Origin of the sequence: Jiangella mangrovi, from assembly GCF_014204975.1 — a bacterium.
Taxonomy (GTDB): Bacteria; Actinomycetota; Actinomycetes; order Jiangellales; family Jiangellaceae; genus Jiangella; species Jiangella mangrovi.
In genome coordinates, this window is the sequence record NZ_JACHMM010000001.1 from 4002674 (window position 1) to 4016289 (window position 13616).

Genomic DNA, 13616 nt, shown 5'->3' on the forward strand with positions numbered 1-13616 from the left:
CGAGCGAGGGCCTGGCTCACGAAAGGATGCCCGGCCCCGGTGAGACACCGGAACCGCCCCTCGACCCTCCTCGCAACGCCCGCCCGGGCCGTCGACCCGAACGGTTTCGTCCGCTGGTGGACTGTCGTGACTTTGCTGCACGCAAAGGCAGGGTGTCAAGCCGCTGGTCGACCTGCGGAAACGCCTCTGCGCGGCAGGTCAGAAACGAATGGATCCACAGAAGTCGATCTCAAAACGTTGACATCTACCGGCGTGTCGTGATCGTCGAGTCGGACAAACCGCTCCCATGATCATCAACTGCCACCCTGGCCCCACGGGCGCTAGCCTGGACCGGTGACGCCGACGCAGCTGCGGGCCTACCTCGCGGTCGTCCGGCTGGGCTCGGTCAAGCAGGCGGCCGGTGAGCTGTCCATCACCGAGGCCGCCGTGTCCCTGCACGTCGGCAAGCTGCGCCGCGAGCTGGGCGACCAGCTGTTCAGCCGCACGGCGGCGGGGCTGGCGTTCTCGCCCGGCGGGCTGCGGCTGGCCAGCCGCGCGGCGGAGCTCCTGGGCCTGCAGGACCGCACGATCGTCGAGGTCAGCCAGGCTGGCAACGGCCGCCGCCTGCTGCGCATCGCCGCGTCCAGCCTGTTCGCCGAGTACGCCGCGCCCGGGCTCATCGACCTCTTCGCCGGCCGCGCCGACGACCTCAACGTCGAGCTCAGCGTCCACAACCCGCGCGCGTTCGCCGGACTCCTCCACACCCGCGCCGTCGACGTCGCCATCGGGCCGCAGCCCGCCACCGTCGACGACTCCCTGCGCTGCACCCGGTTCCTGCAGTACCAGCTCGTCGCCGTGGTCGGCCCGCAGCACCCGCTCGCCACGGTGACGTCGCCCGGTGCGGGGCAGTTGCGCGAGCACGTCTGGCTGCTGGGCCCGTCGGCGGCCGCCGAGACCGGCACCGTGCCCGCCCTGCTGCGCCGCTTAGGGGTCCCCGAGGAACGGCAGCGGATCTTCCAGAGCCACGCGGCGGCCCTCGAGGAGGCGCAGCGCGGCCACGGCGTCGCCCTGGCGGTCTCGTACGCCGTCGCCCGCGACGTTGGCAGCGGCCGCCTGGTCCGCCTCTCCGGCCCGTCCCTGCACGGCGAGGGCGTGTGGTCGATCCTCACGTTGGCGGACCGCGGCGCGCCCGCTGCGGCGGCCGAACTGGTCCGCTTCGTCACGACCCCGCGCGCCACCCAGGCGATGCTCAAGGGCTCCGGCGTGCACGTGGGCCGCTTCCGTCCGGCGGTCCACGTGACGTTGTGGAGCTAGGTTCTGCGGGGGTCGAGGTTCTGCGGTGGGGTCCTGGCGTGGGTCGGGCCCCTGCTGTCTCGATTGTCGAGGGCGCGGCGGCGCGCCTCAAGTCTGCGCGCGCTGGGGTCGCTTCGCCGCTGTGGTGGGGGCGCTGGACTTGACCCGCGCCGCCGCGCCCTCGCCTTTCACAGCACCAGGGCCCCCTCCCGGAATGGACCCGGCCCTCAGACCCGCTGTGCTCCTGTTCCGCTGGCCGCTGACGGTTGCGCTGTGGGGTTCGGCCATTGGTCTCGCTGTGGTCCAGTTCCGCCGGCCGCTGGCGGTGGTGGCGACGCCCTGCGATCCGGCTCACGCCTCGGAATCCGGCGCTTACCGCCCGGATTCCGCTGCCAACCGCCGGTTTCCCGAGCGTCCGCCGGTTTCCAGAGCGTCAGGGCGCCCCGGTTCCATGATCATCAACCTTTTTGGGCTGCCATGGCGACGCGGTTGATGATCATGTCCGGGGCACGTCATGAGGCGTTTCCCTGCATCACGAGGCCTGCAGGCCTGGTTGGGCAGGGAATTGCCTGCTGAACGTGATCATTTCGAGGCCGGCGGGGGACGGACCGGTCAGCGGTGGTGGCCGACGACGGCGATGGCGTCGGCGAGGGAGCGGAACGTCGCGGCGGGCAGGAACTCGTCGCAGTAGGGCAACGCCGCCGCCATGCTCGCGACCGCCGGGACGTAGCCGGGCGCGCCGGCCCGGGGGTTCAGCCAGACGACCCGGTAGGCACGCCGCCGCAGCTTCGCCAGTGCCGCCGCCAAGTCCCCAGGCGGGTCGCTGTCCCAGCCGTCCGACGCGATGACGACGACGGCGCCGCGGGTGCTGTCGGCGTGGTGCGAGGCGAGTAGGGCGCGCAGGCTCGACGCGATCCGGGTGCCGCCGAACCGGTCCGCCACCTTCTCGGACGCCCGTGCTACGGCCAGGGCCGGCGACCGGTGCGCCAGCACCGGCGTGAGCCGGGTCAGGCCGGTGGCGAACGCGAACACCTCGGCGTCGGCGCCGGTCGCGAGGGCCCGCATGAGGTGCAGGTACGCCGTCGCCTGGGGCTGCATGGACCGGCTGACGTCGCAGAGCAGCACCACCCGCCGCGGCCGCCGGGCCGGCCGGGTCCGGACCAGCGTGACGGCCTCCCAGCCGGTCCGCCGGGCCCGCGCGATGGTGGGCCGGACGGCGACCCGGTGCCCGGCGTGGTCGGCCAGTTGTCGCCGGGTCCGCCGCGTCGGCCGGGCCGGGAGGGCCGCCCGCAGCCAGGCGCCGAGCAGCGCCATCTCCCCCGCGTCCAGCGCGGCGAACGGCGCGTCCGGTAGTCCGGCCAGCGCGCTGGGCAGCCGCTGCGGCACGACGACGGCGCCGGGGTCGCCAGGGTCATCGGCGGCGGCCACGACCCGCGGAAGCGTCGCCCACGGCAGACCGCCCTCGGAACCGCCCGCGATCGGACGAGCCCCCGGCGGCGGAAACGGGGAGTCGTCCGGATACGGGTCCGGAAGCGTGCCGTTCCCCGCCTGGCCGCGGTTGTCGAGGTCCAGCGAGGCGTACTCGAACACCGCCCGGAAGACCGCGTCGAAGGCCGCCAGCTCGCCGTGGCGGCGCACCAGCGTCGTCCGGGCGGTCCAGTACAGCCGCGACCGGGTGTCCGGCGGGCAGGCCGCCAGCGCCCGCACGAAGTCCTCGACGGCGGTCTGCCCGACGGCGACCCCGTGCTCGCGCAGCCGGACGCCGAACGCCGTCGCGAACGCCGCCCGGTCCGCCCCGCGCAGCAGCCCGGCCATGGCCGTCAGCGCGACGCCAGGTACGCGATCAGCCCGGCCAGCACGATGAGCACGAGGATCAGCGGGACGATCCGCTTGGCGATCGACCCGCCGGCCACCCCCATGATGTCCAGCGGCTCGGGCTCGGGGGCCGGAGCGCTCGGCGACGACGGCGCCGGCTGCGGCTCGATCGGCACCTCCCGCTGCGGCTCCACCGCGACCGGCTCCGACACCGGCTCGACGGGGGTCGACGGCGCCGCAGCGGCCGCCGCCGGGGTCGCCGGAGTCGCCCCGATCTTGCCCTCGAGGCAGTCGACGAACTGGCCGAGCAGCTTCGTCGACACCTCCTTGATCATGCCGCGGCCGAGCTGGGCGATCTTGCCGGTGATGCGCAGGTCGGTGTTGACCGTCACGACTGTGCTGTCGCCGTCGGGCCGCAGCTGGGCGACGATCTCGGCGGTGGCGTTGCCGGCGCCGCGGGAGTCGCGCCCGGACGCGCTGATGACGGCGCGGTGGGCGGCGTCGTCCTTCTCGGTGAACGTGGCGGTGCCGGCGTACTCGGACACCACCGGCCCGACCTTGATCTTCACCCTGCCCTTGTAGGCGTCGCCGTCGCGGCCCGTGAGCTGGGCGCCCGGCATGCACGGCGCGATGCCCTCGAGGTCGGTCAGGATCTCCCAGGCCCGCTCGACGGGCACTCCGACGGTGAACTCGTTGTCGATCTGCATGGATCCCCTCCTGTCACCGGATCACGCCAGCTCCTCGAACGCCGCCGCGATGGTGCCGCGGTCGTCCGGGGTCTTCGCGATGGTGGACAGCGTACGGACGGCATCGGCCCTGACGAGCTCTGTTGCACCGATCGCCGACAGCGCGGCCACCCAGTCGATGGTCTCGGCCATGCCCGGCGCCTTGTCGAGGTCCAGCGTGCGGACCCGGCCGATGAACCGGCTGGTCGACGCGATCAGCGGCTCGGCCGCGGCCGGGACCGTCCGCCGCAGGATCTCCGCGGCCCGCTCCGGCGCCGGGAAGTCGATCCAGTGGTAGAGGCAGCGGCGGCGCAGGGCGTCGTGCAGCTCGCGGCTGCGGTTCGACGTCAGGACGACGACCGGCGGGCGCGCCGCCGTGTACGTGCCCAGTTCCGGCACGGTCACCGACGCCTCGCCGAGGAACTCCAGCAGCAGCGCCTCGAACTCGTCGTCGGCACGGTCGATCTCGTCGATGAGCAGCACCGGCGGCACCGGCCCGGTCGCCCGTACGGCGGCCAGGATCGGCCGTTCCAGCAGGAACTCCTCCGTGAACAGGTCGGCGTCGGTGAGCCGCTCGTGCCGCGCCTCGGCCAGCCGGATCGCCAGCAGCTGGCGCTGGTAGTTCCACTCGTAGAGCGCCTCGCCCGCCGTCAGGCCCTCGTAGCACTGCAGCCGCAGCAGCGGCGCGTCCAGGGCCCGCGAGAGCGCCTTGGCGGCCGCCGTCTTGCCGACCCCGGGCTCGCCCTCGAGCAGCAGCGGCTGGCCGAGCGCCACGGCGAAGTACATCGCCGTGGCCGTGCCCTCGTCGACCAGGTAGTCGACGGCGTCGAGCCGGCGCCGCACCTCGTCGGGGTCGGCGAACAAGCGCTACCTCCCTGCCTGCTCGGCGGCGTAGCGGTCGCGGCAGCCCGGACCGCAGAACCAGACGTCCTCGCCGTCGACCACCAGGTGCGGGGTGTCCGGCCCGACGACGACGGTCATGCCGCAGACCGGGTCGACGGCCTCGACCGGTCGTTCACCGAGCGGCCGTTCCGGTGCCCCCGTGGACCCGACGGCGAGCCGCCCGGACCGCACCTCCTGCACGATCTCGGCCAGGATCGACAGCGCGATCTCCGCCGCCGTCCTGGCGCCGATGTCCAGCCCGGCCGGGGTGCTGATCCGCGCCCGCTCCCCCTCATCAAGCGTCAGCTCCGACAGCACGCCCGCACCCCGACGCGGACTCGCGACCAGGCCGATCCAGCCGACCCCGGCGTCCAGCGCGGCTCGGATGGCGGCCGGCTCGTCGCCGCCGTGGCTGGCCAGCACCAGCGCCGTCGGCGCACCGGACGCGGCGCCGTCGGCCCGGCGCATGTCGAAGCCCAGCGGCCCGCCCAGGTCGAACAGCGCCGCCGCGATGGGCGACTGCCCCACCACGTGCACGAGCGGCCGCGGCAGCCGCGGCTGCAGGAAGATCTCCATCGCTCCCCCCGACAGGCACGGGTTGACGACGACGCGCGCGCCGGGCGTTTCGGGGAACTCCCCGGATCCCTCCGGCAACACCCGCAGCAGCACGCTCTCGCCGTCGCGCATGGCCCCGAGCGCCGCCACCCGGACCGAGCTCTCGGTGCACTGACCGCCGACGAACCCCTCGATGCTGCCGTCGGCCAGGATGATCGCGTCGTCGCCGGCCCGTGCGGACGCCGGAACCTGGGCCCGCACGACCGTCGCGTGGACGAACGGGACCCGGCCCGCGAGCAGTTCGCCGGCCCGGTCCCCGATCGTGTGCGTCACCGTCGCCTCCGTCAGCTCAGCCGGTCAGATCGGCGGCCGGGCCTGGCCGCGCATGGCGTCCCACACCCGCGACGGCGTCAGCGGCATGTCCGCGTGCCGGACGCCGAACGGGGCGAGCGCATCGACGACGGCGTTGACGATGGCCGGCGGCGAGCCGACCGTCGCCGACTCCCCCACGCCCTTCGCGCCGATCGGATGGTGCGGCGACGGCGTCACCGTGAAGCCGGTCTCCCAGTCCGGCACCTCGAGCGCGGTCGGCAGCAGGTAGTCCATGAGCGAGCCGCCCAGGCAGTTGCCGTCCTCGTCGAACGCGATGATCTCCATGAGGGCCATGCCGACGCCGTCGGTGAGCCCGCCGTGGATCTGCCCCTCGATGATCATCGGGTTGATCCGGGTGCCGCAGTCGTCGACGGCGACGAACCGGCGCACCTTGACCTGCGCGGTGCCGGGGTCGACATCGACGACGCAGATGTAGGCGCCGTGCGGGTAGGTGAGGTTCGGCGGGTTGTAGGTGATCTGCGCCTCCAGCGCGCCCTCGACGCCGTCGGGCAGGTCGCCTGCCCCGTGCGCCCGCATGGCGATGTCCTGGATGGTCACCGCCGTGCCGGGGTCGCCGGCCACGTGGAACGAGCCCTTCTCCCAGACGAGGTCGTCGGCGGAGACCTCGAGCATGCCGGACGCGATGAGCCGGGCCTTGTCGCGGACCTTGCGGGCCACCAGCGCGGCGGCCCCGCCCGAGACGGGAGTGGACCGGCTGCCGTACGTCCCCAGGCCGAACGGCGTGTTGTCGGTGTCGCCGTGGACGACGTCGATGTCGGCGGGCGGGATACCCAGCTCTTCGCCGACGATCTGAGCGAACGTCGTCTCGTGGCCTTGCCCCTGGGACTGTACGGACAGCCGGACCACGGCCTTCCCCGTCGGGTGCACCCGCAGCTCGCACCCGTCGGCCATGCCGAGGCCGAGGATGTCCATGTGCTTGCGCGGCCCGGCGCCGACGGCTTCGGTGAAGAACGAGACGCCGATGCCCATGAGCTCGCCGCGGGCCCGCTTCCCCGCCTGCTCGCGGCGCAGGTCCTCGTAGCCGGCCAGCCGCATCGCCTCGCGCATGGTCGGCTCGTAGTTCCCGGAGTCGTACACCCAACCGGTCTTGGTCGTGTACGGGAACTGCTCGGGCCGGATGAAGTTGCGCATCCGCAGGTCGACGGGGTCGATGGCCAGTTCCGCGGCGAGGCAGTCGACGATCCGCTCGACCAGGTAGACGGCCTCGGTGATGCGGAACGAGCAGGCGTAGGCGACGCCGCCGGGCGCCTTGTTCGTGTAGACGGCGCTCATGTGGCAGTAGGCGGCCTCGAGGTCGTAGCTGCCGGTGAAGACGCCGAAGAACCCGGCCGGGTACTTCACCGGGGCCGCGGTCCCGTTGAACGCGCCGTGGTCGGCGATGACGTTGGTGCGGATCGCCAGGATCCTGCCGTCACGGGTCGCCGCGATCTCGCCGCGCATGACGTAGTCGCGGGCGAAGCCGGTGCTGACGAGGTTCTCGGAGCGGTCCTCCATCCACTTCACCGGCTTGCCCGTGACGATCGAGCCGACGACGGCGCACACGTAGCCCGGGTAAATGGGCACCTTGTTGCCGAAGCCGCCGCCGATGTCCGGCGAGATGACCCGGATCTTGTGCTCCGGCAGCCCGGCGACGATCGCGTACAGCGTCCGGTGCGCGTGCGGCGCCTGGGTGGTCGACCACAGCGTCAGCCGGCCCTCGACGGGGTCGAAGTCGGCGACCGCGCCGCAGGTCTCCATCGGCGCCGGGTGCACGCGTGGGTAGACGATGTCCTGGCTGACGACGACGTCGGCCCGCGCGAACGCCGCCTCCGTCGCCGCCGCGTCCCCCGTCTCCCAGTCGAAGCAGTGGTTGTCGGTCTTGCCCTCGAGGTCGTCGCGGATCACCGGAGCGCCCGGCTCGAGCGCCCGGCGCACGTCGATGACCGGGTCGAGGATGTCGTACTCGACGTCGATGAGCTCCAGCGCGTCGCGGGCGGCGTAGCGGTCCTCGGCGACGACGAACGCGACCTCCTGACCCTGGAAGCGCACCTTGTCGGTCACCAGGACGGCCTGGACGTCGTTGGACAGCGTCGGCATCCAGGCCAGGTTCAGCCCGGCCAGCGTCTCGCCGGTGACGACCGCTTTGACCTTCGGGTGCGCCTCGGCCGCCGTCGTGTCGATGCTGACCAGCCGCGCGTGCGCGACCGGCGCCCGCAGGATGGCCAGGTGCAGCATGCCCGGCAGCTGCACGTCGTCGACGTAGTTGCCGCGGCCGCGGACGAACCGCGGGTCCTCCTTGCGCAGCATGCGGCCGTGGCCGACCGGATGCTGGTCGTTGTCCTCGAAGCCGGCCGGCTTGCGGGCGTCGACGGAGGTCATTGCGCACCTCCCGCGACGGGTTCGGCGATCGAGCCGGGCTCCGGTTCGGCGACGGCGTCCGCCGCGGCCTGGTCGCCGGCCTCGTAGGCGGCCGCCCAGCGGACCGAGCGGACGATCGTGGCGTAGCCGGTGCAGCGGCAGATCTGCCCGCTGATGGCCTCGCGGATCTCGTCGGGCGACGGGTCCGGGTTCTCGTTCAGCAGGGCGCGCGCCGTCATCATCATGCCCGGCGTGCAGAAGCCGCACTGCAGGCCGTGGCACTCCATGAAGCCGCGCTGGACGGGGTCGAGCTCGCCGCCCCGGGCGAGGCTTTCGACGGTGCTGACCTCGTGCCCGCCCGCCATGGCCGCGAGCACCGTGCACGACTTCACCGGCCGCCCGTCGATCCAGACGACGCAGGTGCCGCAGTTGCTGGTGTCGCAGCCCCAGTGCGTGCCCGTCAGCCCGAGCACGTCGCGCAGGAAGTGGACGAGGAGCAGCCGCGCCTCGATCTCGCGGGTGACCTCGTCGCCGTTGACGATCATGGTGACCTGCATCTCATCTCCTCATGTGTCGTGCCGGGCACATCCAGCCCGTGCGGTCCGTCCTCGGCGTAGGGCCGACAACTCGTGGGGAGCCTCCGGCCCCCAGTCGCCGCCGGCGTGCCCGCCACTCCACGGGTCATCCCCTCCCCTGCCGCGCGCGCTCGACCGACCGGCGCAGCGCCCGCGTCGTCAGCTCGCCGGCGAGGTGGCGCTTGTACTCCTCGCTGCCGCGCATGTCGGTGTCCGGGCTGCAGTCGCGGGCGGCGATGCGCCCGGCCTCGTCGTACAGCTCCTCGGACGGCTCGCGCCCGGCCAGCGCCGCGGTGACCGCCGGCAGCGCCGTCGTGTTCGGCCCGACGGCGGCCAGCCCGACCCGCGCATCGGCGACGGTGCCGCCGGTGTCGCCGTCGAGCCAGACGGCGGCGCCGGCCGACACGACCGCCCAGTCGCCGGCCCTCCGCTCGACCTTCTCGAACGCGCTGCCGCCGCCCGGGCGGACCGGGAACCGGATCTCGGTGAGGATCTCGTCGTCGCCGACGGCGGTCTCGTACGGACCGCGGTGGAACTCCGTCATCGGCACGACCCGCTCGCCGCCGCTGCCGCGGATGACGCAGCTGCCGTCGAGAGTGGTGCAGACCGCGGAGAGGTCCTCGGACGGGTCGGCCTGGCACAGCGACCCGCCGAGCGTCCCCCAGTTGCGCACGACGGGGTCGGCGATCACCTTCTCGGCGTCGCGGAAGATCGGGAACGCCGCGGCCAGCGCGTCGGACTCGAGCAGCTCGCGATGCCGGGTGAGCGCCCCGATCCGGATCTCGTGCGGCTCGATCCGGATGTACCCGAGCTCGTCGCGCAGGTCGTTGATGTCGACCAGATACTCGAAGTTCGCCAGCCGGAGCTTCATCATCGGCAGCAGGCTGTGACCGCCCGCCACCAGCCGGGCGCTGCTGCCCAGCCGCTCCAGCAGCCCGATGGCGTGCTCCACGCTGGTGGCACGCTCGTACTCGAACGGTGCGGGAACCTGCATGCCGGACCCCCTTGTCCTGTGCCTGCTCTGATCAGCACACGCCCAGGGACCCGGGATGTCAACGGCGACCTAATCGATCGCTTAACTCACCTCGCGGAGATCACTCCGCGCGATACACCGTCCGGCCGCGGACCACGGTGCGCAGGCAGCGCGGCAGATCCACGTCCGGCGAGAGGTCCGGCAGCCCCGGCACGCCCGCCCGGGGGTCGGTCGACCAGGCCGCCACCCGCGAGTCCGGCGCCTGCACCACCAGCTCGTACGGGACCTCCCACACGGCGAACGAGGCGCGCATGCCGGGCGCCAGCACGCCGGCGTCCTCGACCCGCGCCGCCCGCCAGCCACCGCGCGTCGCCGCCGAGAATGCCGCCCGCGCGCTCAGCCGCTGCGACGGCGTGCGGTGCTGCGACGCCGCGCGCACCGTCTCCCAGCCGGCCAGCGGCGTGACCGGCGAGTCGGAACCGAACGCGAGCAGCACGCCGGCCCGGGCCATGGCGGCGAACGGGTTGAGCGCCACGCCCCGGTCCGGCCCCAGGCGCTCCACGTAGAGCCCGTCGGTGCCGCCCCACAGCGCGTCGAACGACGGCTGCACGCTCGCCGCCACCCCGAGCCGGGCCATCTCGGCGATCAGCAGGTCGTCGATCATCTCGACGTGCTCGAGCCGGTGCCGCGACCCGACGACGGCGGCCAGCCCGCACACGTCGGCGGCGGCCGCGATCGCCTCGACGGCGACCCGGACGGCCTCGTCGCCGATGCAGTGGAAGCCGGCCTGGATGCCGGCCCGGGTGCAGGCGACGACGTGCTCGGTGGCGGTCTCGGGGTCGAGGTAGAGCCGTCCGCGCTCCCTGGGTGCGTCCGCATAGGGCGCCGACAGCCGGGCGCTGCGCGAGCCGATGGACCCGTCGATGTTGAGGTCGCCGGCCGCACCGGCCGCGCCCAGCGCCTGGGCCTCGCCCACCGCCGTCGCGCCCCAGTAGCCGATGACTTCGGGCAGATCCGGGGACGTCCCCAGCGCCAGCACCGCCGTGAAGTCGGCGGGGTCGCTGATGTGCGGCGCGCCGATCTCGTGCACGGCGCCGATGCCGAGCGACGCCGCGTGCCGCAGTGCGTCCTCACGCAGCCGCGCCATCCGGCCGGCGGGGACGGCCGACCGGGCGGCCTGCCGGGCCCGGTGGTGTGCGTCGCGGCGGACCAGGCCGGCCTCGGCCCCGTCGGCACGGGCGATGGTCGGGTCGGCGTTGAGCAGCGCCGAGGAGACGGCGGCGGTGTGCACGTCGCGGCGGGCGAGGTAGACGGGGGCGCCGGCGGCCGCGCGGTCGAGCTCGTCGGGCATAGGGGCGCGACCCTCGGGCCAGCCGTCCTCCTCCCAGCCGAAGCCCAGGATCACCTCGCCGGGCCGCTCCTTCGCCCGCGCCGCGACCAGGTCCAGCAGCGCCGTCAGGCTGCCGACCCCCTCCAGCGCGAGGCCGTCGCGGGCCAGCCCGGTCTCCGTCAGGTGCACGTGCGCGTCGACGAATGCCGGGGCCACGAGCGCGTCCTCGAGGTCGACCACCTCGTCGGCCGCGTCCAGGTGCGTCTGTGCCGCACCCTCCGCGCCCACCCAGGCAACGGTGTCGTCGACCACCACCATCGCGGTCGCGAACGGGTCGGCGGGATTGTGGATGCGGCCGTTGCGGTAGAGCGTCGTCGTCACCCGGCGATTCTTCCCTACGCGTTCTGACGGCCGACGGTGACGTTGTCGGTGTGGTGCGAGAGGGTGGGGCGCATGCCCGACGTGCTGACCCGGCGCGAGCTGAACCGCGCCACGCTGGCCCGGCAGCTGCTGCTGGACCGTGCCGACCGCCAGGTGCTCGAGACCGTCGAGCACCTGGGCGGGCTGCAAGCCCAGCAGCCGTTCTCGCCGTACTACCAGCTCTGGTCCCGGCTGCGCGGTTTCCGGCCCGACGACCTCGCCCGGCTGCTGGTCGACCGGACGGTGGTGCGCATCGCCGCGCAGCGGGGCACCATCCACCTGCTCTCGGTGCCCGACGCGCTGGGCGTGCGGGCCTGGGTCCAGCCCCTGTACGTCGCGGACCTGCGGGTGAACGCGGAGCACGCCAAGGCGCTGGCCGGCGTCGACGTCGACGCGGTGGCCGCCGCCGCCCGGGTGCTCGTGGAGGAAGAGCCGCGGACCATGGCCGAGCTGGGCGCCGAGCTCTCGCCGTCGTGGCCCGATGTGGGGGCGACGCACCTCGCGCACGCGGCCCGGGCGCTGCTCGGGCTGGTGCAGGTGCCGCCGCGGGCGGTCTGGGGGCAGAGCGGGCTGACCCGGCTGACGACGGTGGAGGCCTGGCTCGGGCGGCCGCTCGACCCGGCGCCGTCGCCGGCCGAGTACGTGCTGAGGTTCCTCGGCTCGTTCGGCCCGGCGTCGATCATGGACGTGCAGACGTGGTGCGGCCTGACCCGGCTCCGCGGTGTCGTCGACGAGCTTCGGCCGGGGTTGCGGGTGTTCCGCGACGAGACCGGCCGCGAGCTGTTCGACCTCCCCGACGCGCCGCGCCCGCCGTCGGACACCCCCGCCCCGGTCCGCTTCCTGCCCGACTTCGACAACGTGCTCCGCTCCCACGCCGACCGCACCCGGGTCATCGACGACCTCAGCCGCAAGCGCATGAACCGCCGCAACGGCGTCGTCCCGCACGCCCTCCTGGTCGACGGCGAGGTCGCGGGCTGGTGGCGGCTCGAGGACGCGGTGCTGACGGTGACGCCCTTCCGCCCGCTGACGGCGGCCGAGGCGGACGCCGTCGGGACCGAGGGTGCCGACCTGCTGTCGTTCGCGCTCGACGGTTCGGCCGACGGCGCCGACGTGCGGCTGCTGCCGCCCGAGGAGTGAGGATGTCCTCGCCCGCCGGCGGCGCGAGCCCGTCAGGTGCGCGAACGCATGATCAGCGCGGCGACGTGGTAGGCGCACGGCTCGTCCCACGGGTTGGCGTACGCGTGGCTGACGTCGGCGGCGAAGTAGATCGAGTCGCCAGCCGCCAGTTCGTGGGTGTCGCCGTCGTCGCCGCCCAGGGTGAGTGACAGCCGGCCGGACTCGACGACGACGTACTCGTGCGATCCGGCCGCGTAGGGCGGGTAGGCGCCCGGCGCCGCCCCCGGCGGGAGCTCGGTCCGCACCCACTCGAAGTTCACCCCGGGCACGACCGGGGTCAGGATCGTGCGCCGCCAGCCGTCCGGGGGCTCGGCGACGTCCTGGTCCGCGGCCCGGCGCACGATGACCCGCGGCACGTCGCCGGGATCGAGCAGAGCGGCCAGCGGCGTGCCCAGCGCCCGGGCGATCCGGTCCAGCACGACGACGGTGGGCGCCTTGCGGCCGCGCTCGACCGACCAGAGCATGCTCGCGCTGACGCCGGCCTTCTCGGCGAGGGCCTTCATGGTCGTGCGGCGCTGCAGCCGCGCGTCGGTGATGCGCCGGCCGAGCGCCTCGAGGTCCATGACGACTCACTATAATGAGGCATGCTTCGCTATAGCGAACCGTCGAGCATCCGCCCCGCAACGGAGGCCGACCTGCCGGCCGTCGCCGCGATCTTCGCCCACTACGTCGAGACAAGCGTCGTCACGTTCGAGGAGACTCCCCCGTCGGCCGCCGACTGGGCGCGAAAGCTGCGCGACCTCGACGACCGCGGCCTGCCGTTCCTGGTCGCGACCGACGGCGCCGCCGCGGACGCCGTCGCCGGCTACGCGTACGCCGCGCCCTGGCGGCCCAAGCCGGCCTACCGGCACACCGCCGAGAACACCGTCTACCTCTCCCCCGCCCACACCGGCCGGGGCCTCGGCCGCGCCCTCATGACGGCGCTCCTCGACGCGTGCGCACGCACCGCCGTCCGGCAGCTGGTCGCCGTCGTCGTCGACGAAGGGGCCGAGCCGAACCGGTCGCTGGCCCTGCACCGCTCCCTCGGCTTCACCGAGGCCGGGCGGCTGAGCGCCGTCGGGCACAAGCACGGCCGCTGGCTCGACACCGCCCTGCTGCAGCGGGATGTCTTCTTGCCCTGATGGCGAATCAACGCAAGAATTACGCCAAGGCGAGCCTCACAA

General features: G+C 73.7%; 12 protein-coding genes. 3 read left to right on the top strand and 9 right to left on the bottom strand.

Annotated features, from left to right (window positions below; genetic code table 11):
- Positions 1 to 333 precede the first annotated feature (333 nt).
- Positions 334 to 1293, top strand: coding sequence for a LysR substrate-binding domain-containing protein (locus tag HD601_RS18555; protein WP_184824315.1), 960 nt, complete (start codon positions 334 to 336; stop codon positions 1291 to 1293).
- 591 nt (positions 1294 to 1884) lie between these two features.
- Here HD601_RS18555 and HD601_RS18560 read toward each other — a convergent pair.
- From HD601_RS18560 to HD601_RS18595, 8 genes are all read right to left on the bottom strand, one after another.
- A complete protein-coding gene (locus HD601_RS18560) occupies positions 1885 to 3087 on the bottom strand; it encodes a vWA domain-containing protein (RefSeq protein ID WP_184824317.1) in 1203 nt (400 codons plus the stop codon).
- Between the two features lie 5 nt (positions 3088 to 3092).
- Positions 3093 to 3794 carry an SRPBCC family protein gene (locus HD601_RS18565; protein ID WP_184824319.1) on the bottom strand — a complete coding sequence of 234 codons (702 nt, stop codon included), beginning with the start codon at positions 3792 to 3794 and terminating at the stop codon, positions 3093 to 3095.
- Positions 3795 to 3815: 21 nt separating this feature from the next.
- The gene (locus HD601_RS18570) at positions 3816 to 4676 is read right to left on the bottom strand and encodes an AAA family ATPase (RefSeq protein WP_184824321.1); all 861 of its coding nucleotides are present in this window, start codon (positions 4674 to 4676) and stop codon (positions 3816 to 3818) included.
- Positions 4677 to 4679: 3 nt separating this feature from the next.
- Positions 4680 to 5582 (bottom strand): XdhC family protein, encoded by a 903-nt coding sequence (locus HD601_RS18575; RefSeq protein WP_184824323.1) that lies wholly within the window; start codon positions 5580 to 5582, stop codon positions 4680 to 4682.
- 24 nt (positions 5583 to 5606) lie between these two features.
- Positions 5607 to 8000 carry an aerobic carbon-monoxide dehydrogenase large subunit gene (locus HD601_RS18580; RefSeq protein WP_184824325.1) on the bottom strand — a complete coding sequence of 798 codons (2394 nt, stop codon included), beginning with the start codon at positions 7998 to 8000 and terminating at the stop codon, positions 5607 to 5609.
- The gene (locus HD601_RS18585; protein ID WP_184824327.1) at positions 7997 to 8536 is read right to left on the bottom strand and encodes a (2Fe-2S)-binding protein; all 540 of its coding nucleotides are present in this window, start codon (positions 8534 to 8536) and stop codon (positions 7997 to 7999) included. The genes HD601_RS18580 and HD601_RS18585 overlap by 4 nt, the downstream gene beginning before the upstream one ends.
- A gap of 124 nt (positions 8537 to 8660) precedes the next feature.
- Positions 8661 to 9548, bottom strand: coding sequence for an FAD binding domain-containing protein (locus HD601_RS18590; RefSeq protein ID WP_184824329.1), 888 nt, complete (start codon positions 9546 to 9548; stop codon positions 8661 to 8663).
- 100 nt (positions 9549 to 9648) lie between these two features.
- Positions 9649 to 11238: an amidohydrolase gene (locus HD601_RS18595; RefSeq protein WP_343076425.1), complete on the bottom strand. Its 1590-nt coding sequence runs from the start codon at positions 11236 to 11238 to the stop codon at positions 9649 to 9651.
- A 72-nt stretch (positions 11239 to 11310) separates the two neighbouring features.
- Between HD601_RS18595 and HD601_RS18600 the strand changes: the two genes are divergently transcribed.
- The gene (locus HD601_RS18600; protein ID WP_184824331.1) at positions 11311 to 12414 is read left to right on the top strand and encodes a winged helix DNA-binding domain-containing protein; all 1104 of its coding nucleotides are present in this window, start codon (positions 11311 to 11313) and stop codon (positions 12412 to 12414) included.
- A 32-nt stretch (positions 12415 to 12446) separates the two neighbouring features.
- Here HD601_RS18600 and HD601_RS18605 read toward each other — a convergent pair whose 3' ends face one another.
- On the bottom strand, positions 12447 to 13016 hold the full coding sequence (locus tag HD601_RS18605) for a helix-turn-helix domain-containing protein (protein WP_184824333.1): 570 nt from the start codon (positions 13014 to 13016) through the stop codon (positions 12447 to 12449).
- Between the two features lie 21 nt (positions 13017 to 13037).
- Between HD601_RS18605 and HD601_RS18610 the strand changes: the two genes are divergently transcribed.
- Complete coding sequence (locus tag HD601_RS18610; RefSeq protein WP_184824335.1) at positions 13038 to 13574, top strand: GNAT family N-acetyltransferase; 537 nt, start codon at positions 13038 to 13040, stop codon at positions 13572 to 13574.
- The last annotated feature ends 42 nt before the right edge of the window (positions 13575 to 13616 follow it).